Source organism: Stenotrophomonas sp. YJH_SMC_32 (assembly GCF_059369975.1).
In genome coordinates this window covers 1-24,832 of the sequence record NZ_JCAFTE010000010.1, presented here as the reverse complement: position 1 = coordinate 24,832, position 24,832 = coordinate 1, and the positions used below count along the sequence as shown (strand labels likewise).

Below are 24,832 nucleotides of genomic sequence, written 5' to 3'. Positions count from 1 at the left end.
ATTGGACGACATTTTAAGGCCCCGATGCCGACGATGCCCGCATTGATTCGCATCCCCAGTGTTCTGCTGCTGTCCCTGGCCTGCGCCCAGGCCCTGGCGGCGGTGCCGGCCAGGGCCCCCGTGCGGGCCGCGGCCACCGAGGAACTGGCGCTGGAGCCGGTGATGGCCGGTGAGTTCGCCCTGCAGGCCGGCAAGCTGGCGGAGGCCGCGCGCTGGTACCTGCAGGCCGCGCAGCAGACCGACGGCGATGCCGGCCTGGCCGAGCGCGCGACCCGTATCTCCATGCTTGCCAACGATGACGCCAGCGCCGCCAAGGGCCTGGCCCTGTGGCAGCAGCGCGCCCCGCGTTCGTTGACCATGCGCAGCGCCGCCGGTGCGCTGGCCATGCGCCAGGGCGATGTGAAGGCCGCCCGCACTGAATTGCAGGCGCTGCTGGCCGACCCCGACGAGCGCGGCTGGAAGTTCGCCCTGGCCGCGCTGATCGGCGGTGGCCGCGACCCGGCGGTGCCGGCGCAGGTGCTCGGCGAGCTGGTCGATGCCAATGCGATTCCGCCGAAGATCGAGGCCTGGCAGGAGTTCGGCCGCCTCGCCCTGCGCATGGACAAGCCCGACCTGGCGCGGCGCATGATCGATGAAGTGGTCAGGCGCTTCCCCGAAGAACCGCGCGTAGCGTTGCTGCGTGCCAGCCAGCTGCAGCAGGCCGGCGAGACCGACAAGGCCTTGTCGCTGCTGCACGACGTCGAGCTGAAGACACGGCAGGACCCCGAGCTGCGCAATGCGGTGGCCATCGCCTACGACAGCCTGGGGCAACCGGCTGCGGCCGAGCGCGTACTGGCATTCGGCCCGCAGGATGTGCAGACCTGGGGCATGCGCGCTTCACTGTTGGCCAAGCAGGGCGACAAGGCGGCGCTGTCCAACCTCTACAACGAACTGTCGCGGCAGGCGGCCAAGCCGGACCCCGCGCAGCGCCTGTTGCTGGGCAAGATCGCCGAATACCTGAAGCGCTATCCCGAGGCGGTGCAGTGGTACCACAGTGTGCCCGGCGGTGATGAGCTGAGCGAGGCGCGCCTGCGTGCGGCCAACGCCCAGGCCCTGGCCGGACGGCTGCCGCAGGCACTGGATGAGGTGCACGCGATCCAGTCCGACGCGGTGGTCGATGATGATGTGCGCCGTGACGCGTATCTGCTGGAGGCCGAGCTGCGCCAGCGCGGCGATGACAGTGCTGGCGAGCTGGATGCGCTGGCCCGCGGCCTGGCCGCCTACCCGGATGACAATGGCCTGCTGTACGCCCGCGCGCTCACCTGGGAGCGTCGTGACGATATTCCGCGCGCCGAGGCCGACCTGCGCAAGATCCTGGTGACCGACCCGGAAAACGTGCCGGCCCTGAATGCCTTGGGCTACACCCTGGCTGACCGTACCGGGCGCCTGCAGGAGGCGCTGGAGCTGATCGACCGCGCCCGCGTCGCCGAGCCGGACAACGCCGCCATCGTCGACAGCTATGGCTGGGTGCTGTATCGCCTGGGCCGCAAGGACGAAGCGCTGGTGCAGCTGCGCCGGGCCTGGACCCTGGCCAAGGACCCGGAGATCGCCGCCCATGTCGGCGAGGTGCTGTGGGTGCTGGGCAAGCATGACGAGGCCCGCCACTTCTTCGACGAAGCGGCCAAGCTCGACCCTGAAAACCGCGCGCTGCTGCGCGCCCGCGAGAAATTCAATCCATGAGTGTTTCCCTGATCCGGCCGCTGCTGTTGGCGGCTGCGACCCTGGCGGTGACCGCCTGTACCAGCGTGGGCACGCAGAAGACCCCGCCACCGGCGGTGGTCGAGACGGTCTCGGCCGAAGCGGCGCAGGCCGAAGCGGCGCGCGTGGCCGCCCTTCATGCACAGCCGGACTGGGCCTTCCAGGGCCGGGTCGCGGTCAGCAAGGGCAAGGACGGCGGCAGCGGTCGCATCGACTGGAAGCAGCAAGGCCGCCGCTACGTGGTGGAGTTGAGCGCGCCGGTGACCCGGCAGAGCTGGAAGCTGACCGGTGACACCCATTCCGAAGCTGGCCGCCTGGAAGGACTGGCAGGCGGTCCGCGCGACGGCGAGGACGCCCAGCAGCTGTTGCTGGAAGCGACCGGCTGGGACATTCCGGTCAACCAGTTGCCGGAGTGGATCCGTGGCCTGGTGGCCGGCGACGCCGCCGGCCCCGAGACGGTCGAACGCGACGGTGAAGGCCGGCCGCGCCGCATGCAGCAGATGGGCTGGCAGGTACAGTACCTGGACTGGTACCCGGCCGACGCCGGACGGCCGGCGCTGCCGCGCCGGATCGAGGCCAGCAACGGTGACGCCAAGGTGCGCCTGCTGGTGGACGAGTGGAGGCAGGGCACGCCATGAGCGGGACAGTCGACGACGCGGGCTGGTCCTGGTGGCCGGCCCCGGCCAAGCTGAACCTGTTCCTGCACATTACCGGCCGCCGGGCCGACGGCTACCACGAACTGCAGACCGTGTTCCGCCTGCTGGACTGGGGGGACCGCATCGGCCTGCGCCTGCGTGAAGACGGCCAGGTGCGCCGGCAGGGCGAGGGCCTGGCCGGCGTGGCCGAGGCCGATGATCTGGCGGTGCGCGCCGCGCGTCTGCTCCAGGAAGCGGCGAAGGTTGCGAAAGGTGCTGACATCATCGTCGAAAAGCACGTTCCTGCCGGTGGTGGATTTGGCGGCGGTTCGTCCGACGCGGCCACCGTACTGGTGGTACTGAACCGGCTCTGGCAGGCCGGGCTGGACGAAGAGGCGCTGGCCGCGCTGGGCCTGCGCCTGGGCGCCGACGTGCCGGTGTTCGTGCGCGGCCGCAACGCCTGGGCCGAAGGGGTGGGCGAGCGCCTGCAGCCGATCACGCTGGCGCCGGCCTGGTATGTGGTGGTTGAACCGGGCGTTCATGTTCCCACGCCGGCCCTGTTTGCAGACCCGGATTTGACGCGCGACAGCCCAGTGGCGAAAATAGAGGACTTCGCTTCCGGGACCCTGGTCGGGAACGCGTTCGAACCGGTGCTGCGCCGCCGTGAGCCTGCCGTCGAGGCAGCGCTTGCCGCGTTGAGCGACATCGGCACGGCGCGGCTGACCGGTTCGGGAAGTGGTTGTTTCGTCGAATTCGCGTCGCAGTCTGCTGCAGAGCAGGGACGGTCGAAATTGCCGAAGGAGTTGCGGGCAAGGGTGGCAGCGGGCGTTGCGCGTTCGCCACTGCTGGATGCACTCGAGCAACACTGATTTATCAATGCAGGGGCGTCGCCAAGAGGCCCAAGGCACCAGGTTTTGATCCTGGCATTCGTAGGTTCGAATCCTACCGCCCCTGCCAATAGCGGCTGTGTCCGCGCCTTCCAGCGCATCGCCCGCGCGGGACGTGGAAACAACCGCGGTGTTGTCAGCAGCAAGGGTCCATCCGGGTCCTTGCCGCCCCCGGATCCCCGCCACTCGTCCCCGCCCGAGACAATCATGATGCAAGAGTCCCCGAACCTGCTGGTCTTTTCCGGCAACGCCAACAAACGTCTGGCGCAGAACATCTGCAAGGAACTGGGGGTTCGCCCGGGCAAGGCGCTGGTCTCGCACTTCTCCGATGGCGAAGTGCAGGTGGAGATCGAAGAGAACGTCCGCAAGCAGGACGTGTTCGTGATCCAGCCGACCTGCGCGCCGAGCGCGGAAAACCTGATGGAACTGCTGGTGCTGATCGACGCGCTCAAGCGCGCATCGGTGGCCAGCGTGACCGCGGTGGTGCCGTACTTCGGCTACTCGCGCCAGGATCGCCGCATGCGCTCCTCGCGCGTGCCGATCACCGCCAAGCTGGCGGCGAAGATGTTCAGCACCGCGGGCGCTGATCGCGTGCTGACCGTCGACCTGCACGCCGACCAGATCCAGGGCTTCTTCGATATTCCGGTGGACAACGTGTATGCGTCCCCGCTGCTGCTGGCCGACATCTGGCGCGCCTACGGCACCGAGAACCTGATCGTCGTCTCGCCGGACGTGGGCGGCGTGGTCCGCGCCCGTGCGGTGGCCAAGCGCCTGGATGACGCCGACCTGGCCATCATCGACAAGCGCCGCCCGCGCGCCAACGTCTCCACCGTGATGAACATCATCGGTGACGTCGAAGGCAAGACCTGCGTGATGGTCGATGACATCGTCGATACCGCCGGCACCCTGTGCGCCGCTGCCGCTGCCCTGAAGGCGCGCGGTGCGCTCAAGGTCGCCGCCTACTGCACCCACGCGGTGCTGTCGGGCCCGGCGGTGGACAACATCACCAATTCCCAGCTCGACGAGCTGGTGGTGACCGACACCATCCCGCTGAAGGACGCCGCGCGGGTGTGCAGCAAGATCCGCCAGCTGAGCGTGGCGGAGATGCTGGCCGAAACGATGCGCCGCATCGCCTTCGGCGAGTCGGTCAGCTCGCTGTACGTCGACTGAGTTTTTCGTCCCTGCCGGCAGCGGCGGGGACATACCCCGGGTGCTTCTGGTCGCGGAAGCATCTTCAACCGCCACGCCGAAAGGCGAGGCAACAACCTGAGTAGTCGAAAATGTCGAAGACCCATGAAATCAAGGTCACCAAGCGTGAACTGCAGCGTAAGGGTGCGAGCCGCCGCCTGCGTCACGCGGGTGTGATCCCGGCCATCGTGTACGGCGGCAACGCCGAGCCGGTCGCCATCAGCCTGGACCACAACGAAATCTGGCTGGCCCAGCAGAACGAGTGGTTCTATGCCTCGATCCTGGACCTGAACCTGGACGGCCAGGTGCAGAAGGTCCTGCTGCGTGACATGCAGCGCCACCCGTACAAGCAGCTGATCATGCACCTGGACTTCCAGCGCGTGAACGAGAACGAAGCCCTGACTGCTTCGGTCCCGCTGCACTTCGTCAACGAAGACACCTCGCCGGCCGGCAAGGCTGCCGACGTCGTGGTCACCCACGAACTGAAGGAAGTGACCATCACCTGCCTGCCGAAGGACCTGCCGGAGTCGATCGAAGTCGACCTGGGCGAGCTGAAGGCCGGTGACGTGGTGTACCTGTCCGACATCAAGCTGCCGAAGGGCGTGGAAATCCCGGCGCTGGCGATGGGCAAGGACCACGACGACGCCATCGTCACCGCCAAGGCCGGCAAGGCCGACGCGGCTGACGAAGAAGCGGCTGCCGCCGAGTAATACCGCTACGGTGCCTGCCTTCGGGCAGGCACCGTACTGGAAGGAACCATGGCAGGACTGCGACTGATCGTCGGTCTGGGCAACCCCGGATCGGAACACGCCCGGACCCGGCACAATGCCGGGTTTCATTTCGTTGAGGCCCTGGCGGAAAAAGCCGGTGCGCGATGGAATGTGGACAGCAAGCTGTTCGGCGAGACCGCCAAGGTCGAGATCGCCGGGCAGACGGTGTGGCTGCTCAAGCCCGCCACCTTCATGAACCTCAGCGGCAAGTCGGTCACCGCCGCCCAGCGGTTCTGGAAGATCGAGCCGGAGGAAACCCTGCTGGCCCACGACGAACTGGACCTGCCGCCCGGCGCGGCACGGCTGAAGTTCGACGGTGGCCACGGCGGCCAGAACGGCCTGCGCGACACCATCCGCCTGCTCGGCCACGGCAAGTTCCATCGCCTGCGCGTGGGCATCGGCCATCCCGGCCACAAGGACCGCGTGGTGGGTTGGGTGCTGGGGCGCCCGTCGAAGGACGACGACGTGCTGATTGCACGCGCCATCGATGATGCGATCGAGGTGATGCCGCTGGCGGTGCAGGGCGATTTCAACGAAGCGATGAAGCGGCTGCACACCCCGAAATAGCCGGTAGGTACCGACCGTTGGTCGGTACGGAGAATGATTGGAAAAGCAGCGCCCTGGTCGCTGTTTCCCCAATCACTTTCACCCCAGAGAGCTGTCACCCATGGGTATCAAATGCGGCATCGTCGGCCTGCCCAACGTCGGCAAGTCGACCCTGTTCAATGCGCTGACCAAGGCGGGTATCGCCGCGGCGAACTTCCCGTTCTGCACCATCGAGCCGAACGTCGGCATCGTGCCGGTACCGGATCCGCGCCTGAACGAGCTGGCGGGCATCATCAACCCGCAGAAGGTCATCCCGACCGCAGTCGAGTTCGTCGACATCGCCGGCCTGGTAGCCGGCGCCGCCAGCGGTGAAGGCCTGGGCAACAAGTTCCTGGCACACATCCGCGAAGTCGATGCGATCACTCACGTGGTGCGCTGCTTCGAGCACGGCGACATCGTGCACGTGGCCGGCAAGGTCGATCCGATCTCGGACATCGAAACCATCGATACCGAACTGGCGCTGGCCGACCTGGACAGCGTCGAGAAGGCACTGAACCGTGCCGAGCGTGCGGCCAAGGGCGGCGACAAGGATGCAGCGGCGCGCAAGCCGGTGCTGGCCAAGCTGCAGGCGGCGCTGTCGGAGGGCAAGGCCGGCCGCTCGGCCGGCCTGGACGAGGAAGAGAAGGCGCTGGTGCGCGACCTGTTCCTGCTCACCCTGAAGCCGGTGATGTACATCGCCAACGTGCTGGAAGACGGTTTCGAGAACAACCCGCACCTGGAAGCCGTGCGCGCGCATGCCGCCGCAGAAGGCGCGCAGGTGGTACCGGTGTCGGCCGCGATCGAAGAAGAGCTGTCCCAGCTCGACGACGAAGACCGCGATACCTTCCTGGCCGACCTGGGCCTGAGCGAGCCGGGCTTGAACCGCGTGATCAACGCGGCCTACAGCCTGCTCGGCCTGCAGACCTACTTCACCGCTGGCGTGAAGGAAGTCCGTGCGTGGACCGTGCGCAAGGGCGCCACTGCCCCGCAGGCCGCCGCGGTCATCCACACCGACTTCGAGAAGGGCTTCATCCGCGCCGAAACCATCGCGTATGACGACTTCATCAAGTACAAGGGCGAAGCCGGCGCCAAGGAAGCAGGTCGCCTGCGCCTGGAAGGCAAGGAATACCGCGTGCAGGAAGGCGATATCCTGCACTTCCGCTTCAACGTCTGATCCGGTGGCAACGGATCGACCCCGGACGCCCCGCCCTGTGCGGGGCGTTCGCGTTTCCGGCGATGGACAAAAAATCACCACACTGCGAAACGCTTGCGGCGTGACCTTCGCCGGCACTTGTCCACAGCAAACTCCCATCGCTTTCCACGCCACATGTGGAAAACCGCACAGCTCCCCTGTAGAGCCGAGCCTACGCTCGGCTCAGGGGGGTATCAGCAGAGCGTGGGCTCGGCTCTGCCAGGTTGCCTGTGCAATATGGACAAATTTTCACCACGATTCGAAACGCCTGCGGTGCAATGCTCGCACCCACTTGTCCACACCAAATCCCAACCACTCTCCACGGCGGATGTGGAAAACCGCGCATGGGCGTGGACAAAAAAACGCCACTCCCTGAAACGCTTGGTGCGTGGAGCTCACCGCCACTTGTCCACACCAAACTCCCACCGCTTTCCACGCGGCATGTGGAAAAAGCGCCCGGCACTCCCTTGCCGGGCACTTCCCGCATCACCAGGTGTACGACACGCCCAGCTGGGCACCGACGTCGCGGAAGCCCATGCCGCCGCTCTGCCGGCTCAGTTCGCCCCAGCCGCGCCAGCCGCCGGACAGATCCACCTGTACACCGGCCTTGGCCTCGTAGATGTCGCGCGGCAACTGCCGCTGCAGCCGTTCACCGTCCATCGCCAGGCCCGCGCCATTGCCGCCGGACCACCAGTTCACTGCCACGTACGGATGCACCTGGCCCTGCGCCGCGCTCAACCCACGGCTGTACAGGCGCAGGCCGAGGCGAGTGCTGGTCTCGTCACCACCGCGGTCCTCGACCACCGTGCCGTTGGCCTCGACCACGCGGTCGCTGTCATAGCGGCTGTGCACCACCTGCAGTTGCGGTTGCAGGTAGATGCCGCGCTGCGCGGTGCGCCGCAGGGGCAGCACATAGCCAGCTTCGGCCGATGCACTCCAGTTGCGGGCGTCATAACGTTCCTTCTGCAGTCCATCGCCCTGCACGCTGTTGCGGAAGCGGCCGTACTGCAGCCAACCATCCACATAGGCGCCGCCTTGCATGCGTGCATCCTGCAGCCAGGTGACATAGGCACCCACACTGGTGCCGGTGACCACGCCACGCGCGGTGTAGCCGGTCACCTGCGAGCGGCTGTCATTGCGCGCGCGGCCGTGGCCGAGCATCGCACCTGCCTGCAGTTCGCCCGCGCCGCCCACCTCGAAGCGACGGCCGACGCCGACCAGCACGCTGCTGATCTGCCCATCGACCTGGACCTGGCGATTGCGGTCGTGGCTGTCGGGCTGCGCGCTGCGAAGGTGCATCCAGGCCACGGCATCGCTGCTGGCGCCGGCCTCGGCGGCGGGGTCACCGGCGCGGTCGTGCAGGCTGTGCCGGAACATGCCCAGCGCGGCGTTGCGGTTGGCCAGGTAAGCCGCCGGTTCCGGGCGTTCCACCTGCGGGCGCGGCGGGTCGATCGGCGGTTCCGGCGGCAACGGCGGGTCGACCGGTGGTTCCGGCGGTGACGGCGGGTCGACCGGCGGTTCCGGTGGCTGCGGCGGATCAATCGGCGGTTCCGGCGGCTCCGGCGGATCGACGGGTGGCACGTATTCCGAACGCAGGTACCAGTTGCCATCATCCGGGGTCGACACGCCGCCCTTGAACAGGAAGTAGTCGTAGGCACCGGCGACCGCGCGTCCCTGCAGGCTGAACTGTGCATCGGACTGGCCGCCAACGGTGATCAGGCGGATACCCTCCTGCGTCAGTGCACCGGCACCGCCGGCATTGCGCACGCTCACGCTGGCAGTGCCGCTGCTGTTGCCATTGATGACCAGCTGGTCGCCCAGCGAAGTGTCGTCACCCAGTGCACGGTTGAAGATCCACTGGCCCCCGTTGCCCACATAGTCGCCGCTGACAGTGACGGTCTTGAAGCCGCTTGCCCCCGGGGTATCGAAGGCGATGGTGCCGGCGTGTTCGAGCGCGCCGACGCTGGAACTGGCACGCACGTTCCACTGGCTGCTGCCATCCAGCGCAAGCTGTGCGACCTGGTAGCCGGAGTCGTTGCGCAGAGCACCGCTGAACGTGGTGCCGTTGCCCAGCACCATGCGTACGTCAGCCGTTGCGCTGTCGACCACCACGTCACCGCGCAGCGTGCTGGCGTCGGCGCTGAAGTCGATGCGGCTGGTCGCCACGCTGCTGCCATCGGTGAACACCGTGTCGCTGACGCGCAGCAGGCGCCCGCTGCCGTCGCCTGCGGTCACATCGCTGCCATTGACGGTCAACGCATGGTTGCTGCCCTGCAGCCAGAACGCGGCGCCGCTGGCGGTCTCGATGTGGCTGTCATTGAAGGTGGCGCGGTTCCAGTACGGGCCGAACGCAGTCAGGTAGGAGCGGTAGCCGCCGCTGTTGCTGCCGGTCATGCGGATGTCCAGGCGGTCGGCCTGGGTCAACCGCGCGGTGTTCATGTGCACGATGCCGAACACGTTCTCGCCGTCGCCGCGGATCGCAACGGTGTCGAGCAGCGCGGTGGCGGTGGAGCCACCGATGAACACGCCGCCACCCCCGGTGCCGCGCACGTCGATCACGCTTCCGGTGGCTTCAATGCGGCTGGCGGTGCTGCCGGTGGAACCGGTCACGCGTACGCCATAGGTCGCATCGCCGTGCGTGGTGATCCGGCCGCCCTGCACGGTGGCGACCCCGCCAGCGATCTCAACGCCGTAGCCGTAGGTGTCGGTCCAGGTGTCGATGGTGCTGTCGGTCAGCTGCAGGCGCGACTCATCGCTGGCCAGCCAGAATCCGGAGTAGCCGTCGCGGACATCGAACGCGGCATCGCGGGCGGTCAGCTGGCCCCAGCTGTTGATGTTCACGCCATAGCCACCGACTGTGTAGAAGCTGCCGCCGTTGATCACCGCGCTGGAATAGGTCTTGCTGATGCGGCTGCCGAGCAGGCGCATGCTGCCGCCCACCGAGTGCGCTTCCACGTTCTCCAGCAGCACGCTGCCGCCACTGTCGATATCGAACCAGCCGCCGTCCATGTAGGTGTCGTACAGCTCGGCACGGCTGCCCGCGCCATCAACGGCAACGCCCGCGAGGATGCCGCCGGGGGCGAGAGTGATGCGGCTGTTGCGGATCGTCAGCAGGCCGGCGCTGTCGGCGCGCAGGCGGGCACCACTGTCGGCACTCATCTGCAGATTGTCCAGGTGCGCTTCACTGCCCTTGCCGGAGGCACCAATCAGGGTGCCGACGCCGCCGGTCATCGCGATGCGGCCGCCGGTGTAGTGGACAACGCCACCGTTGTAGGCCTGTACGACGCCGAATCCGCTGCCGTTGCGCGTGGCATCGATGTCGACATCGCGCGCATCGATCACACTGCCGGCACCATTGGCATACAGTGCGTAGAAGCCAACACCGGTGGCCGGTGCGATCGACAGCGTCGCCCCGCGCAGTTGTACCTGGCCGCCATTGGCGGCAGACACGGCGCTGCCATTACCAGTCACGTTGATGCGGCTGCCGTCGATCAGTGCGCTGCTGCCAGCGCCGGTGACGGTCAGTGCGAAGCTGCCCGAGCCATGGGTGAGGACATCATCGGCACCGAGCTGCAGGCTGTTGCCATCGCTGACCTGCAGGGGCCCGGTCAGATCGGCGGCGTGGACCGGCAGTGCCGCCCACAGGGCGGTTGCCAGCAGGCTGGGAAGGAGGGAAGCAGGCGCGAGGCGCGCGCGCCCGGACGCACGGCGGCGCCGAGGGGGGGAGGCATACATGCTGTTGGACTTCCTGTGGCAGGGCGCAGCAGGGCTGCGCGGACTGGCGCGGCAGGGCCGCGTCGCTGCGGAAGCCACACGCGATGGCAGCTGCAGGCGCCACCGGGCTTCCGTCCCCCACGGCGACGCGGTTGCTGCCGGCAGGCGCACCATGGCGGGATGCGTCCAGCCTAGAAATCGGCACTGTCCTATGGAATCAGGCGTTTCCTAAAGCCGTCGCAGGCCCTCGTACGGGGCCCGCAGGATTCAGCCTGGAGTGGGCCTCAGGCGAACAACGAGGCCTGCAGGCAGTACTCGATCAGTGCCTGGTCACTGTCCACGCCGAGCTTGCGCATCGCACTGATCTTCTGCGTGCTGACCGTCTTGGCGCTGCGCTGCAGCTGGCGTGCGATGTCGCCCACGCTCATGCCGCCGGTAAACAGCCGGATCACTTCCAGTTCGCGCGGCGACAGGCGTGCACGGACCGCATCGGCATCGGCTGGTTCGCTCGCCGCGACCGGCAGCAGGCCCGGTGGCCGGTAGACGCGGTCGGCCAGCACCACGCGCAGGGCCTGTACCAGGCTGCCCAATCCATGGCTCTTGAGCACGACGCCGCCGGCGCCGGCGGCATACATCGCTGCAACCAACGACGGATTGGACACCATCGTCAGCACCAGCAGGCGCGTCTCCGGGAAGCTGCGGCGCAGGAACGAGATCAGCTTGATGCCGTCACCGAAGCGGTCGCCCCCCGGCATGCTGTAGTCGGTGATCACGACCTGTGGGCGGGTGCGGGTCATCAGTTCGATCAGCGTCGCCGGGTCGGCCGCCTCACCCACCACGTCCAGGTCCAGTTCCCCGGCCAATACGTCGCGGATGCCGGCAAGCACGATCGGGTGGTCGTCAGCGATGAGGATCCGTGTGGTCATGGCGGGGTCGGGTCGTCAGGTGGGGGAGGGGAGGCCGCATCAAGCAGCGGATGCAACAGCTGTTCGAGGCGTCGCTGGAAGCGGGCAAGCGACGCCGCCTGGGTGGCCAGGTCATCGCCGCCAGCAAGGCTGTGCTCGATCTGCAGGCCGCTGTGCACCAGCGCGGGTGCGCCCACGATGACCAGTGCGCCACGGATGCGATGCAGTACCTGCACCACGCGCGCGGGATCGGCGCTGGCAATCGACTGGCGCAGGCTGTGCAGGTCAGCCTGCATGGTCTGCACGAACAACGCCTGCATCTTCGCGGGAACCTGCAGCGGGAGATCATCATCGCGCGTATCGGTGGATTCCGGTCCTTGCGGTGGCGCGGCAACCGTTGCATCGCCCCGGGTGATCTGGATCAGCAGGCGTTGCAGCGCTTCCAGCGTGATCGGCTTGACCAGCACGCCCTGCATGCCCGATTCCTGGCAGCGCTGGCGTTCGGCCGGGTCGGCGTTGGCAGTGGCACCGTGGATCGGCACGCGGGCACCACGCACCCGCAAGGCACGGGCCAGGCCATAGCCATCCAGCCCCGGCATGTTCAGGTCGGTCAGCACCAGCGCGAACTCGTCCTGCTGCCAGTAGCCCAGCGCTTCATTGCCGTCGCTGGCGACCACGGCGCGGCAGCCGAGCTGTTCCAGCTGGTCGCGCAGGATCGCCTGGTTGATCGGGTTGTCCTCCGCCACCAGCACCTGCAGGCCGAAACGGCGCGTCGCCGGCAGGCGCCCTTCGGTGCTGGCCGCCAGTGGCTGGCCACTGGCGGCAGCCAATGCGAGCACGATCGCGTCAAACCGGTGCAGGCCAACCTGCCAGGCGCCATCGATCTGCCGTGGCCGGACGCCGCCTTCGCGGCAGGCAACCACACGCGGTCCATCCACCCACTCGGGCAACGCGTCGTCCAGGACCAGGTCGAGCAGCACGGTGGACGACGGCAAGCCCGCCGCGCCTTCATCGCGGTACACGCTGGCCAGTGCACCGCGCTGCTGCAGGCGCTCGCACAGCGATTGGACCAGCTCGCGCACACCGCCCCGCACCTGTACCTGCAGGCCCGCAGGCAACTGCGGCGCAGGAGATTGCTGCGGATCGGACAGCGCCGTGGGCAGCGGCAGTTCGACGCTGAAGCTGCTGCCCAGGCCGCTCTCGCTGACCACGCGCAGCTGGCCTTCCATCAACGCCACAAGATGCGCGCAGATGGAAAGGCCCAGGCCGGTGCCGCGCATCGCATCGGTGCCCGGGTTGGCCTGGAAGAACGGCTCGAACAGGTGTGCCTGGTGCTCGCTGGCAATGCCGATGCCGGTATCGGCGACCTGCCACTGCAGCCAGCAGCGCTGCTCTTGCCAGCGTGCCGAGACGCGCACCACCACGCGTCCGCTGTCGGTGAACTTCAGCGCGTTGCTGATCAGGTTGTTGAGTATCTGGCGGATCCGTGCCGCATCACCGCACACCACGGGCGGCACGTCGGCATCGATGCAGGCGTAGAACTGCAGCCCCTTGCTGGCGGCCGCGGCAGCATACGAGTCGAGCGCATCCTCGGTCAGATGCACTGGATCGAACGGGCTGGGTTCCAGGCTCAGTTGCCCGGCCTCGGCCTTGCTGACATCGAGGATGTCGCTGATCAGTTGCATCAGCGTCGAGGACGAACGCTGGATCGTCCCCAGGTAGTCCCGCTGACGCGCATCCAGTGGCGTGAGCCCGAGCAGTTCGAGGGTGCCGAGCACGCCGTATAGCGGCGTGCGGATCTCATGGCTCATGGTGGCCAGGAACTGGCTCTTGGCCCGGTTGGCCTGGTCGGCGGCACGGCGCGCCTGCTGCAGCACCTGCTCGGCTTCGTGCTGGCTGCTGAGATCGATGAACAGACACAGCACCGCCGGCTCGCCGCGATAGCGCGCCGGCGTCGCGGTCACCAGCAGGTGGCGGCCTTCGGGCGTGGTGTAGGCCAGCCCATCGCCGAGCGTGGTGCCTCCAGCGGACAGCACGCTGCGCCGCCAAGGGCCATGCCAGCCTCCGCTGTGGTGGTCTTCGCCCAGCCAGCGGCGGGCGAGGGTGTTGTCCAGCAGCACATTGCCATCGGTACGGTGCAGCAGGCACAGCCCGATCGGCGCGTTGTCCAGGATGGTGCGGCTGAAGGCTTCGCTTTCCAGCAGCCGCGCGTGGTTGCTGCGCAGCGGCTCGATGACCGAACGCCGATACGCGCGCAGCACCAGCGTGCCACCCAGTGCCAGCAGCAGGGCCACCACCGTCGCACCGAGCAGCGGCCCCTGCGGGTGCTGGAATACCTGCCGCCAGCTGACGTGGTAGACCGCCAGCCAGCCGCGCTCGCTGCGCATGCGGAACTGCAGGCCTCCCAGGCCTGCCTGCCAGGAGGTGCCAGCGTTGCTGGCATCTGCAGCATCGCCCAGCAGGCGCTGGCCATCGGCATCGAACAGCGACAGCCGTTGGAACACCGGAACACCCAGCACCTGCCGGTAGTCATCGACGCGTGCCGGATCGAGCAGGCACGCCAGCGCGGCCTGCGAATCCTTGCCGTCCTCCCCCCACAGGCGCGCATCCTGCGGAGCGTGGGCGATGGCGAGCAGCCAGGTCTGCCGGTCGCGCCACGGCACGCTTACCCAGGCGATGCCGCCGCGCTGCAGCGTGGGCCGCGTACCCAGTGCGCGGTGGATGTCGGCGATCGCCGGTCGCAGGTGATGCGGGCTGTTCTGGCTTGCATCGGTACCGACGGTCTGTACCGGTGCCAGCAGCCCGCGTGTGCCCTGGCCATCGACCAGCAGGCATTGCGGTGGTGGGTAGCGCGAAGCGGACCAGAACGTGCCGTAGAAGCGCAGGAACCGGTCGCCCAGCTCGGTCGGTGGCGAACGACCGGCCCCCTCGCTCCCGATCACCGCGAAGTTGGCATACAACGGACCGCGTTGCAGTTCCACGCTGGCATCGGCAACCGGCTGGCCTCGTACGCCGACATCATGCAGCCGCCACTGGCGCAGGAAGCGCTCCTGCTCGCGCAACGTGCCGTCCAGGCGGCGGAAGTGGTACTCGATCTTGCTGCGCTCTTCGTTCAACAGTTGCGAGCCGGCCGACAGCAGCAGTCCGGCCTGCAGGGTCGCCAGCACCACCACGCCGATCAACAGGGCATGGACGCGGAGCGAGCGGCGAGCGAGTCGGCGTACAGGAGCGGCCTCGGCCGGCATGGCAGGTCTCAGGGCATGGGGCGGACATCGGCACCGGTGGCGGCGCGAAGTCCGCCGCTACTGCATAGACAGGATCATCAATGCCGCTTGATGTTTTTGTGAAGCCGTCGTGGAATCCGCGTCAGCGCAGGGCGGCCCGCGGTCTTTCGTCCAGTTGCGGTGCTTCCTCGTCCAGCAAACGGTTGAATTCGTCCGACGGCAGCGCCTGCGAGATCAGGAACCCCTGCACCTGGCTGCACCCTAACTGCCGCAGTGCGGCCAGGTCGGCATCACTTTCCACGCCCTCAGCCACGATGATCAGGCCCAGCTGGTTGGCCAGTGCGATCACCGTCGACAGGGTCAGGTGCAGGGCCGGGTCACGGGCGCAGCCACTGACCAGCGCGCGGTCGATCTTGACCTCGGTGAAGGGGGTATTGACCAGGTTGTGGACCGAGCTCAGGCCCTGCCCGAAATCATCCTGGGCCAAGCCGAAGCCCTTCATGCGCAGCCGGCAGGCACCGGCATAGAAGTCGCTGACGTGCCGCGTGGTGCTGTTCTCCATCAGTTCGAAGCACAACTCGCCGGGCGTCCCGCCGTGGGCCAGGGTCAGCGCCAGCAGCTCATCGGGCAGGTCCGACTGCTCCAGCAGATGAGGCGGCAGGTTGATCGACACCGGTACCCGGAAGCCCTGCTTGCGCCAACGCGCCTGTGCGCTGATGCTGGCCTTGAGCATCATCCGCAGCAGGTCGCCCTCCAGCCCGTAGCGGCAGATCGCCGGCAGGAAGCTGCCGGCAGCCAGCGTGCCCAGCTGCGGGTGGCGCCAGCGCACCAGTGCTTCGGCCGCCACCACCCGTCCGGACTGAAGTGACTTCTTGGGTTGGAACCAGGCCGTCAGGCTGCCATCGGCCATCGCCTGGCGCAGCTGCGACGCATCCGGTTCAGGGACTGCCGCCGACGCGCGAGAAGGAGCCTTGCCGGTGGCCGGGCGCGCCTGCGCCAGCGCCTCGAACAGCGCGTCCACGTCGGCGGCCGCCACCGGCTTGGACAGCAGGCCGATCACATCCAGCCCCAGCGATTCGGCCATCAGCCGTGCCGAGGTCATCATCCGCCGCGGGGCCGCGCTGACCACGGCCAGGCGCGGCGGGCGTGGTTGCGCCGCCAGTGCCTGGATGAACTGGATGCCGTCCTGCCCGGGCATCAGCAGGTCACTGACCACCAGGTCGTAGGGCTGGCAGGCACACAGTGCGATGGCGGCATCCACGTCTTCGCAGGCATCGACCTGGACACCGGCGCGGCTGCCGAACAGATTGGCCAGGAAACCACGCTGGAAGGGCTGGTCTTCCAGGATCAGGACGCGCTGGGTCATGCGGGGTCTCCTTGGCGCAGGGCGGTGAGCGCCTTGCGCAGGCGGGCGATGTCGACGGGTTTGCTGAGGTAGCCCTGCATGCCACTGGCCAGGCAGCGCTCGCGCTCTTCGGCGGTGGCATTGGCGGTGGCGCCGATCACCGGTACCGGGTTGCCGTCATCGCGCAGCTGGCGGGCCAGCGCGTGGCCGTCCATGCGCGGCATGTTGATGTCGGTCACCACCAGATCGAAGCACTGCTCACGGCACCGCTGCAACGCTTCCATGCCATCCTGTGCCAGCTCCACGTCGCAGCCGAGGGTGCGCAGCTGCTCGGCCAGGATCACCCGGTTGATCGGGTTGTCCTCGACGGCCAGCACACGCAGGCCCAGAGGCATCGGTGGTGCCGTACGCGTGGCCACCGGCTGCGCTGCACGCTGCTGCTGCACGCTGGCCAGCGCTTTGCCGATCGCGGTCATGCTGTGCTGGGTCACCACCAGGCTGCCATCACCGGCAGTGATCGGCTGGTCACCGCCCTCGATCGATGCCACCACGCGCGGGCCCGACCAGGCCAGCGGCATCCCGGCTTCGCCATCCATCAGGATCGCACCGTCATGGTCCAGCAACGCCGGGTCACCAAGCAGGGGCTGCGCGTTGGCGCCCCAGCGACACAGCCAGCCACAGGCACTGTCGACCAGCTCGCGGTCGCGGCCGCGCACCAGGATCGGTGGTTCCGGCAGCAGTGTGGGGCCATCCTCGGCAGCGGCCAGCACCGGCAACGGCAGGCGGACGCTGAAGCTGCTGCCCAGCCCGGGTTCGCTCACCACCTGCAGCTCGCCGCTCATCAGGCGTACCAGGCGGTCGCTGATGGACAGGCCCAGGCCGGTGCCCTGCGCGCTGGCTGCGCCGCGGACCTGGCGGAACGGTTCGAACAACCGCGCCTGTTCCTCCGCAGCGATGCCCACGCCGGTATCGGTCACCTGCCATGCCAGCACGCTCGATTCACCTTCGCGCTGCACCTGGCGCACGCGCAATACCACCCGACCATGCTCGGTGAACTTGATCGCGTTGCTGAGCAGGTTGCCCAGCACCTGGCGGATGCGGTCGGCATCACCGAGCACCCGTGTCGGCAGGCGCGGATCGGTACAGACCAGGATCTGCAGGCCCTTGCAGGTGGCCGACGCGGCGAAGCTGCGCAGCACGCTCTCGGTCAGCTCGCGCGGCGAGAACGCCGTCGGCTCCAGGCTGAGCTGTCCTGACTCGATCTTGGAAACATCCAGCACATCGCTGATCAACTGCAGCAGGACCGACGAGGAACTCTCGATGGTGCGCAGGTACTGCGACTGCCGGGCGTCCAGCGAGGTGTGCCCCAGCAGCTCCAGCGTGCCCAGCACGCCATACAGCGGGGTGCGGATCTCATGGCTCATGGTGGCCAGGAACGCGCTCTTGGCCTGGTTGGCCGCATCGGCGGCCTGGCGTGCCGACGACAGTGCGGCCTGTGCCTGGCGGTGCCGGGAAATATCATGGAAGACGCATAGCAGCACGTCATCGCCCTGGTAGCGGCAGGCCGCGTGCAGCACTTGCAGCTGGCGCCCATCGCGGGCGGTGAATTCAAGTCCACGCCCGCGTTCGCCGGCATGTCCGCGCCATGGTGCCTGCCAGTCGCTGTGTTCGCCTTCTTCGCCGAGCCAGTCGCGCAGCAGCTGGTTGGAGAGCAGCAGCGCGCGGTCGCTGCGGCGCAGGACGCAGATGCCGACCGGCGCCATGTCGATCACCGTCGAACTGAAGTCCAGGTTCTCCAGCAGGCGGCGGTGCTGCTGCAGGGCCGGCTGGATCAGCTGGAGGTCAACGCGATGCCGTAGCAGGCGCAGCGCAACACCGGCCAGCAGCAGCAACAGCACGCAGACCAGCAGGGGCACGGCCAGGTCGCCCAGCAGCAGCGGCGGCGGCAGGTGGTAGACCAACCGCCAGCCGTCATTGCCGACACTTTTCACCAGCGCTACGCCGCGCGGCAGGCCGCCGCTCCACAACGTGCCGAAGCTGTCGTCCTGGCGCTCCCGCAGGGTCTTCCAGCCCGCACCATCCAGCCGCGGTGCCTGGCTGGACAATGCAGGCTGCCCCGCACGGTCGAGCAGCGCGTAACCGCCAATGCCCTGGCCATCGATCATGCTCGCCGCCGCCGCGCCATCGAGCAGCAGCACCAGCCACTGCGCCGGTTGGGGGCCCGCCTGTACCGGCTGCGCCAGCGCAACGCCACTGTCACCCGGCCGCAGCCAGTACACCGGGTCTGCACCCTCGAGGCTGCCGCTGCGTGCCTGCAGCGCACGCAGCGATGGCAGGTGCACCAGGTCGACGTCGACCTCGCCGCCGGCCAGCCAGTGCGCGCCGCGTGCATCGATCAGCAGCAGGTGCGTCTGCAGTGCCTGCAGCGTGTGCTCGGCGCGCGCTGACAGCAGCAGCCGCTGGCCCGGCTGGCCACCGGGACCATCCAGCGGCAGCTGGCGCACGCCCTCGCTGTCTGCGGCCGGTGCATCCGGGTTGCCGGCCAGCACCGAATCACCCAGGTAGCGCAGCAGGGCTTCGCGCTGGTCGAAATAGATCTGTGCCTTGTAGGCCGCTGCATTCATCTCGCGGCGATGGGTCGAGATGTCTTCGGTGAATGCCGTGAGCAGGTAGAACCCGGCCGCGGCGGCCAGGCAGATGAAGACGCAGACGGTCAGGCAGCGCAGCAACACCGACGCGGTGGTCGATGGCACGGCCTGCTGCAGCGAAGGGCGGGGAAAGCGGAACATGCAACGATGCTAGGGAGCGGCGCTGATGGCGCGGAATCAGCTGTTTCCTAAAATCCCCCGCTGGCCGGTCAGGCCGGAGCCTGCGCGTGGGTACCGTTCAGGCGGCGGAAAAGAGAACCCCCGCCGAAGCGGGGGTCTCCTGTATCGGCGCTGCCAGGCACTTACAGTGCGCTGCCACCGAACTTGTGGGTGTACTGCAGGTTGATCGTGCGGCCGACGCTGTCGAACCAGGACACGTCGTAGTACGGGTAAGCGGTGTAGGTACGGTCCTTCGGCGGCATCTTGTTGAACACGTTGACCACCGACAGCGACAGGCGCGAGTGGTCGTCGACGCGGTACTGCAGCGAGGCGTTGTAGCGATAGGTCGCCTTCACGTACGGGCTGTCGCCGCTGTCCCAGTCGAACACCTGGTCGTAGCTGTCCGAGGTCGGCAGCTTGCCCAGGCGCGAGCCGTACACCGTTGCCGACCACGCATCCTTCTCCCAGGTCACGCTCAGGCTGGTCTTGGTGCGCGGAATGTCGAAGCCACTGTTGACCGCGAACTGGTCTTCGGTGCGGTCGCCGGGGTAGCGCTGGAAATCATGCTTCTTCACCCAGGTGTGCGTGCCGTTGAAGATGAAATCGCCGATGCCCGTCTGCAGGCGATAACGCAGGCCGGCGTCGATGCCGGAGGTGGATTCGCGGGCGACGTTGATCGGCTCCACGCGCACGCCATACAGGCGTCCGTCGTTGCTGCGGGTGATGCGGGCGAGCGCGTCCACGCAGGTCGGCGAATTGATGTCGGCGCTGCCCAGGCGGCAGTTTGCTTCGTTGGCCAGGAGCGTGCGCACGTCCATGTCCTGCACCTGGTTGCGCATATCGATGTCAAACCAGTCCACCGACAGGTCCAGGCCGATCGCCGGTGACCAGACAAAGCCGGCGCTCCACGAGGTGCTGGTTTCCGGGTCGAGCTGGCGGTTGCCGGTGCGGCTGCGGATCAGGTTGCGCTCGTAATCGGAACAGTCGCTGGCCTCCTCGAGGCGGCAGGTGTACAGATCCTCGGCGCTGGTCTCGTCGTTGCCCGGTCCGGCAAACACATAGTGCAGGTCCGGTGCACGGAATGCGGTGCCGTAGGAGCCGCGCACCAGCAGGGTATCGATCGGGCGCCATTCCAGGCCGCCGCTCCAGGTCTCCTTGCCGATGCTGTGTCCGGAATAGCGGTACTGGTCGTAGCGGCCCGCCACGCTCAGGTTGACCGTGTCGTGCAGCGGCATGCGCAGCTCCGCAGCCGTCGCCCAGCGGTTGCGCGAACCCTTGCCGTCCGAATCCTTCCAGCTGTAGTAGTAGTACCCGGTCGCCAGCGGATCGGGGTTCAGAGAATAGGCCTGCTGGCCCACTTCCACGGTCGCGGCAAACCCGGCATCGCCACCGGGCAGTGCGAACAGTGCTGCGTTGGTCAGGGTGAAGGCGGCGGTTTCCGTGCGCGACTTCGGAGTGTAGGTGGTACGCGCGGCGATCGAGTCGTACTCGGCGCGGGTCAGTGGACGGTACAGGCGTGACGGATCGGCGTTGTAGACCGGGAAACCGTCGTCATCCACGCCCAGCTGCGGGCCGAGGAACAGGTCATTGGCCTTGGCGGCAATGATCTGTGCCCAGCTGATGTGCGACTGGTACTGCGAATGGCTCAACGCCGCTTCGTAATCCCAGTTGCCAATCAGGTTGCCCTTGAAGCCGGTGGTCACGCTGAAGGTCTTCTGAGTGCTGCGCACCATGGCGTTGCGCAGGCCGCCCATTTCCTCGGGCGAGAACTGGCGCTGCCAGAACTCGATCTCGCCAGTGGCTTCGTTGTTGAAGTAGCCCGACTCCTCACCGTTGGCATCCATGCGGCCCCACTGGGTGACGTCGCGCATCAGCGACATCGTGTGGTAGCCGAGCTGCACGTCGGCGAACCACTGCTGGCCATTGTCGAAGTCGTAGCTCAGCGACGCGTAGCCGTTGGCGCCGCGGCGCTTGCTGAGGATGGTGCCGTAGCCGATCGAGCTGTCGCTGCCGCAGTAGTAGCCGTACTTCGGGCGGTAGGCACGATAGGTGCTGCCCTGGTTCTGGCCGGACAGCGCTTCGCAGGTGGCGGCGCCCGGGTCCAGGTAGTCATCGTTGTAGTCGGTGCGAAGATAGGCACGGCGCGCGATGCGCGAACCCTCGGTGGGGCCATCCCGGGTCGAGTCCTGGATGTCACGGTCATAGGCCCACAGCGGGGTCTGCGACTGCAGCTCGACGCTGTACACGGCGTTGAAGTTGCCACGGCTGAAACCGCTGGCCAGGCTCATGTCGAACGACTCGCCGCCGCCTTCGCTGGTGGTGCCCATGCGCATGTCGATCGTGGTGCCGTCGGCCTTCTTCTTCAGGATGAAGTTGACCACGCCGGCGATCGCGTCCGAGCCGTAGATGGCCGAGGCGCTGCCGGTCAGTACTTCGATGCGCTCGATCATGCCCAGCGGGATGTTGGAGACATCGGTGAAGTTGCTGCGGCCCTTGAACGGCATCGGGAAATCGGCAATACGCCGACCATTGACCAGCACCAGCGTGTGGTTCGGGCCCAGGCCGCGCAGGTCCACCTGCTGGGCGCCCGGCGAGAAGTCGGCGCCACTGGAAGACTGCTGGCTCTGCGTCTCACCGCCGTTCTGGGTCATTGCACGCAGCACGTCCGGCACGGTGGTGAAGCCACTGGAGCGGATCTGCTCGGCATTGATCACCGTGATCGGAGCGGGGCCTTCCACCTGGGCGCGCGGAATGCGCGAGCCGGTGACCTGCACCGCGTCCAGTTGTTGCACCGAAGAGGAAGCCGGTGCCTGGGCCGCCGCGGAAGCAGCCACGCCCATCAACGCCAGCTGGATCGACCACGCCATCGCCTGTCTACGCATGAGGAATTCTCGGAAATGAAGCCGGCCCGCAGAGGAGGGGCCCTGTCCCCCATTCAGACTTCCGGAATGGGCGCGCGCATTTAACGCCTTTTTCATGTCCTTGACTACTGGGCCCCTATCTGGCAAAGAGTGAAAACGCTTGCAAGTCGATTTTGTTCAGGGAGATCAAGATGCGACGCCTCGACCGGATCCTGCCTGGCCCCTTCGCCTGGCTGGCGCTGCTGGTGCTGGCCTGGCCATTGGCCACGCCCGCGCAGGACCTGCAGGGCCCCGGCTTCGCCTATTACGAAATCGGCGATCTGGAATCCCCGCGTCCCGGTCCGCGCGCGCCCGCCATGATGCTGATGGGCGGTGGCGAGTGGGTGCCGGAGGCCTTCCAGTGGTGGCTGAAGCAGGCCGGCAATGGCCGTGTGCTGATTCTGCGCGCCTCCGGTGGCGACGAACTGCAGGACCGCCTGTACCGCGAGATCGGCGGCACTACCGCAGTGCAGACCCTGGTCTTCGACAGCCGCCGCGGTGCCGATGATCCGGCGGTGCTGCGCGTGGTCGCGGCGGCCGATGCCATCTTCATTGCCGGCGGCGACCAGTCCCGCTATATCCGCTTCTGGAAGGGCACCGCACTCAACCGTGCACTCAACGCCCATGTGCGCGCCGGCAAGCCGATTGCCGGTACCAGCGCTGGCCTGGCCATCCTCGGCGGCTATGCCTATGGCGCCATGGATGGCGGCAGCATCACCTCGGCCGGTGCGCTGGCCGACCCGATGGGCAGTGCCGTGACCCTGGACAGCGGCTTCCTGCAGATGCCCTACCTGCAGCGCGTGGTCACCGACACCCATTTCGACAAGCGTGACCGGCTCGGTCGCCTGATCGTGTTCGTGGCACGTGCCGCCCAGGACAGCGGCGACCCTGACATCGTCGGCATCGGCGTCGATGAGGACACCGCCCTGTGCGTTGAGCCCGATGGCCGGGCCCAGGTCTACAGCGCAGATGGCGAAGGCAAGGTCTGGGTGGTCAGCCCCGGCCGCGACGCCGACCGCCTGGTGGAGGGCGAGCCGCTGCGCTTCCATGCGGTGCCGGTGACGGTGGTCGCCAGCGGCAGCCGCATGCGGCTGGATGATTTCCAGGCCGAGGCCGATTACCAGGCTGTGGCCGACGTCAGTGACGGCGAGATTGAGTTCACGCTTCGGTAGTACCGGCCGCTGGCCGGCAACCCACCTTCCTGATGCGACCGGTGCCGGCCAGCGGCCGGCACTACCGGTGCAATCCTTTCACTACACCTGCTGGAGATGTACCCGATGAAACTGAGCCTGGTGCTGTCCGCGCTGCTGTCCCTGCCGTTGCTTGCCCAGGCCGCCCCGGCCGCCTCGCCGTTGCTGGTCATCCACGGCGGCGCCGGTGTCGAGCGCAAGGACCTGTCGCCGGCTGAAGAGAAGGCTGCGCGCGACGCGTTGCGCGCGGCGCTGCTGAAGGGCCATGCCGAACTGGCGGCCGGTCGCCCGGCGCTTGCAGCCGTCACTGCGGCAATCACCGTGCTGGAGGACGATCCGACCTTCAACGCCGGCAAGGGCGCGGTGTTCACCCATGACGGCCACAACGAACTGGATGCCGCAGTGATGGATGGCGCCACCCTGGCTGCAGGTGCTTTGGCCGGCGTGCAGCGGGTGCGCAACCCGATCCTGCTGGCCCAGGCCGTGATGCAGAAGTCCAGGCACGTGATGATGGTCGGGCAGGGTGCCGAGGCATTCGCGGTGGAGCAGGGCATCGGCCTTGTCGATCCATCCTACTTCCGTACCGACAAGCGCTGGCAGCAACTGCAGCGCGCATTGAAGGAAGAGGCCAGTGGCCAGGCGCACGCCGACCTGGAGACCGCAAGGCACTTCGGCACGGTGGGTGCGGTCGCCCTGGATGCGCAGGGGCAGCTTGCCGCCGGCACCTCCACCGGTGGCATGACCAACAAGCGCTATGGCCGTGTGGGTGATTCGCCGATCATCGGCGCCGGTACCTGGGCCGACGCGGGCTGCGCGGTATCGGGCACCGGCTGGGGCGAGTACTACATCCGGACTGCGGCCGCGCACGAGATCTGTGCGCGCATGCGCTACCAGCGGCAGACGCCGGAGCAGGCCGGCAGGGGCGTGATCAACGAGATGATTCCGAAGATGGGCGGCGACGGCGGCGCGATCGTGCTTGCCGCAGACGGAAAAATGGCCATGCCGTTCAACACCCGGGGCATGTATCGGGGCTGGATCGGCGCCGATGGCGTCCCCCATGTCGCAATTTTCGCCAGCGAGACCCTGCCGGTCCCTGAGCAATAACCTTGCGTATCAATGGGTTTGCGACAACGTGTGAAAAAGATGGAAAAAAGCGTTGACAGCCCCCCGCCTGATCAGCAGAATAAGCGGCTCACCACCACACACCGCAACGCTTCGGCGGCAACGGGTTGGGGTGGTAAGGAGGGATACCCAAGCGGCCAACGGGGGCAGACTGTAAATCTGCTGGCTTACGCCTTCGGTGGTTCGAATCCACCTCCCTCCACCAGTTTCACGTTGTGACATTCCCGGCGCGGGAGTAGTTCAATGGTAGAACCTCAGCCTTCCAAGCTGATGGTGCGGGTTCGATTCCCGTCTCCCGCTCCATTGAATGAACTTTGAATATTATCGAGTTCATGTCATAATGCAAAACTCGGCTCACGTAGCTCAGTCGGTAGAGCACTTCCTTGGTAAGGAAGAGGTCGAAGGTTCGATTCCTTTCGTGAGCACCATCTTAAGCATCACCTCTCAGACGAATTCGAGATAAGCAGCCATGGCCAAGGGTAAGTTCGAGCGCACCAAGCCGCACGTCAACGTCGGCACCATCGGTCACGTCGACCACGGCAAGACCACGCTGACCGCCGCACTGACCAAGATCGGTGCCGAGCGCTTCGGTGGCGAGTTCAAGGACTACTCCTCGATCGACGCCGCGCCG

The 24,832-nt window shown here is 67.3% G+C and carries 16 protein-coding genes and 4 tRNA genes; 14 read left to right on the top strand and 6 right to left on the bottom strand.

Annotation, left to right across the window (positions count from 1 at the left end):
• The first annotated feature begins 33 nt into the window (after positions 1-33).
• The 8 genes from AC5P7S_RS13055 to ychF all read left to right on the top strand — a co-directional run bounded on the left by AC5P7S_RS13055 (position 34) and on the right by ychF (position 6,976).
• Positions 34-1,719: a tetratricopeptide repeat protein gene (locus AC5P7S_RS13055; protein ID WP_170944887.1), complete on the top strand. Its 1,686-nt coding sequence runs from the start codon at positions 34-36 to the stop codon at positions 1,717-1,719.
• Positions 1,716-2,375, top strand: a complete 660-nt coding sequence (gene lolB / locus AC5P7S_RS13050; protein WP_005415398.1) for a lipoprotein insertase outer membrane protein LolB — start codon at positions 1,716-1,718, stop codon at positions 2,373-2,375. The genes AC5P7S_RS13055 and lolB overlap by 4 nt, the downstream gene beginning before the upstream one ends.
• Positions 2,372-3,241, top strand: a complete 870-nt coding sequence (gene ispE / locus AC5P7S_RS13045; RefSeq protein ID WP_095377065.1) for a 4-(cytidine 5'-diphospho)-2-C-methyl-D-erythritol kinase — start codon at positions 2,372-2,374, stop codon at positions 3,239-3,241. The genes lolB and ispE overlap by 4 nt, the downstream gene beginning before the upstream one ends.
• An 11-nt stretch (positions 3,242-3,252) precedes the next feature.
• Positions 3,253-3,329, top strand: a tRNA-Gln gene (locus AC5P7S_RS13040).
• Between the two features lie 140 nt (positions 3,330-3,469).
• Positions 3,470-4,429, top strand: coding sequence for a ribose-phosphate diphosphokinase (locus AC5P7S_RS13035; protein WP_005415400.1), 960 nt, complete (start codon positions 3,470-3,472; stop codon positions 4,427-4,429).
• A 110-nt stretch (positions 4,430-4,539) separates the two neighbouring features.
• Positions 4,540-5,157: a 50S ribosomal protein L25/general stress protein Ctc gene (locus AC5P7S_RS13030; RefSeq protein ID WP_095377064.1), complete on the top strand. Its 618-nt coding sequence runs from the start codon at positions 4,540-4,542 to the stop codon at positions 5,155-5,157.
• Between the two features lie 48 nt (positions 5,158-5,205).
• Positions 5,206-5,784 carry an aminoacyl-tRNA hydrolase gene (pth, locus tag AC5P7S_RS13025; RefSeq protein WP_065196901.1) on the top strand — a complete coding sequence of 193 codons (579 nt, stop codon included), beginning with the start codon at positions 5,206-5,208 and terminating at the stop codon, positions 5,782-5,784.
• A gap of 100 nt (positions 5,785-5,884) precedes the next feature.
• A complete protein-coding gene (gene ychF, locus AC5P7S_RS13020; protein ID WP_005415403.1) occupies positions 5,885-6,976 on the top strand; it encodes a redox-regulated ATPase YchF in 1,092 nt (363 codons plus the stop codon).
• A 504-nt stretch (positions 6,977-7,480) separates the two neighbouring features.
• Here ychF and AC5P7S_RS13015 read toward each other — a convergent pair.
• From AC5P7S_RS13015 to AC5P7S_RS12990, 6 genes are all read right to left on the bottom strand, one after another.
• Entirely contained in the window at positions 7,481-10,729 is a 3,249-nt protein-coding gene (locus AC5P7S_RS13015; RefSeq protein ID WP_095377063.1) for an autotransporter family protein, read from the bottom strand.
• Positions 10,730-10,992: 263 nt separating this feature from the next.
• Positions 10,993-11,634: a response regulator gene (locus AC5P7S_RS13010; protein ID WP_049416983.1), complete on the bottom strand. Its 642-nt coding sequence runs from the start codon at positions 11,632-11,634 to the stop codon at positions 10,993-10,995.
• Positions 11,631-14,858 (bottom strand): hybrid sensor histidine kinase/response regulator, encoded by a 3,228-nt coding sequence (locus AC5P7S_RS13005; RefSeq protein ID WP_095377062.1) that lies wholly within the window; start codon positions 14,856-14,858, stop codon positions 11,631-11,633. Before AC5P7S_RS13005 ends, AC5P7S_RS13010 begins: the two co-directional genes overlap by 4 nt.
• A 121-nt stretch (positions 14,859-14,979) precedes the next feature.
• On the bottom strand, positions 14,980-16,203 hold the full coding sequence (locus AC5P7S_RS13000) for an EAL domain-containing response regulator (RefSeq protein ID WP_095377061.1): 1,224 nt from the start codon (positions 16,201-16,203) through the stop codon (positions 14,980-14,982).
• Positions 16,200-18,971, bottom strand: a complete 2,772-nt coding sequence (locus tag AC5P7S_RS12995) for a response regulator (protein ID WP_095377060.1) — start codon at positions 18,969-18,971, stop codon at positions 16,200-16,202. Before AC5P7S_RS12995 ends, AC5P7S_RS13000 begins: the two co-directional genes overlap by 4 nt.
• Positions 18,972-19,132: 161 nt before the next feature.
• Entirely contained in the window at positions 19,133-21,871 is a 2,739-nt protein-coding gene (locus AC5P7S_RS12990) for a TonB-dependent receptor plug domain-containing protein (protein WP_095377059.1), read from the bottom strand.
• 170 nt (positions 21,872-22,041) lie between these two features.
• Between AC5P7S_RS12990 and AC5P7S_RS12985 the strand changes: the two genes are divergently transcribed.
• The 6 genes from AC5P7S_RS12985 to AC5P7S_RS12960 all read left to right on the top strand — a co-directional run.
• Positions 22,042-23,061, top strand: coding sequence for a cyanophycinase (locus AC5P7S_RS12985; RefSeq protein WP_095377075.1), 1,020 nt, complete (start codon positions 22,042-22,044; stop codon positions 23,059-23,061).
• Between the two features lie 105 nt (positions 23,062-23,166).
• A complete protein-coding gene (locus AC5P7S_RS12980) occupies positions 23,167-24,183 on the top strand; it encodes an isoaspartyl peptidase/L-asparaginase family protein (RefSeq protein WP_095377058.1) in 1,017 nt (338 codons plus the stop codon).
• Between the two features lie 137 nt (positions 24,184-24,320).
• Positions 24,321-24,406 (top strand) — tRNA-Tyr (locus tag AC5P7S_RS12975).
• 24 nt (positions 24,407-24,430) lie between these two features.
• Positions 24,431-24,504, top strand: a tRNA-Gly gene (locus AC5P7S_RS12970).
• A gap of 49 nt (positions 24,505-24,553) precedes the next feature.
• A tRNA-Thr gene (locus tag AC5P7S_RS12965) sits at positions 24,554-24,629 on the top strand.
• 41 nt (positions 24,630-24,670) lie between these two features.
• On the top strand, positions 24,671-24,832 hold a 162-nt coding region (locus tag AC5P7S_RS12960), incomplete at its 3' end, for a GTP-binding protein (protein ID WP_353761873.1).

What these genes read in the sequence shown, in the direction of transcription:
- AC5P7S_RS13055 (WP_170944887.1), top strand. Translation starts at nt 34, where the DNA reads ATGCCCGCATTGATTCGCATCCCCAGTGTTCTGCTGCTGTCCCTGGCC.
- AC5P7S_RS13015 (WP_095377063.1), bottom strand. Translation starts at nt 10,729, where the DNA reads ATGTATGCCTCCCCCCCTCGGCGCCGCCGTGCGTCCGGGCGCGCGCGC.
- ychF (WP_005415403.1), top strand. Translation starts at nt 5,885, where the DNA reads ATGGGTATCAAATGCGGCATCGTCGGCCTGCCCAACGTCGGCAAGTCG.
- AC5P7S_RS13035 (WP_005415400.1), top strand. Translation starts at nt 3,470, where the DNA reads ATGCAAGAGTCCCCGAACCTGCTGGTCTTTTCCGGCAACGCCAACAAA.
- AC5P7S_RS13030 (WP_095377064.1), top strand. Translation starts at nt 4,540, where the DNA reads ATGTCGAAGACCCATGAAATCAAGGTCACCAAGCGTGAACTGCAGCGT.
- pth (WP_065196901.1), top strand. Translation starts at nt 5,206, where the DNA reads ATGGCAGGACTGCGACTGATCGTCGGTCTGGGCAACCCCGGATCGGAA.
- AC5P7S_RS13000 (WP_095377061.1), bottom strand. Translation starts at nt 16,203, where the DNA reads ATGACCCAGCGCGTCCTGATCCTGGAAGACCAGCCCTTCCAGCGTGGT.
- lolB (WP_005415398.1), top strand. Translation starts at nt 1,716, where the DNA reads ATGAGTGTTTCCCTGATCCGGCCGCTGCTGTTGGCGGCTGCGACCCTG.
- AC5P7S_RS13005 (WP_095377062.1), bottom strand. Translation starts at nt 14,858, where the DNA reads ATGCCGGCCGAGGCCGCTCCTGTACGCCGACTCGCTCGCCGCTCGCTC.
- AC5P7S_RS12985 (WP_095377075.1), top strand. Translation starts at nt 22,042, where the DNA reads ATGCGACGCCTCGACCGGATCCTGCCTGGCCCCTTCGCCTGGCTGGCG.
- ispE (WP_095377065.1), top strand. Translation starts at nt 2,372, where the DNA reads ATGAGCGGGACAGTCGACGACGCGGGCTGGTCCTGGTGGCCGGCCCCG.
- AC5P7S_RS12990 (WP_095377059.1), bottom strand. Translation starts at nt 21,871, where the DNA reads ATGCGTAGACAGGCGATGGCGTGGTCGATCCAGCTGGCGTTGATGGGC.
- AC5P7S_RS12995 (WP_095377060.1), bottom strand. Translation starts at nt 18,971, where the DNA reads ATGTTCCGCTTTCCCCGCCCTTCGCTGCAGCAGGCCGTGCCATCGACC.
- AC5P7S_RS13010 (WP_049416983.1), bottom strand. Translation starts at nt 11,634, where the DNA reads ATGACCACACGGATCCTCATCGCTGACGACCACCCGATCGTGCTTGCC.
- AC5P7S_RS12980 (WP_095377058.1), top strand. Translation starts at nt 23,167, where the DNA reads ATGAAACTGAGCCTGGTGCTGTCCGCGCTGCTGTCCCTGCCGTTGCTT.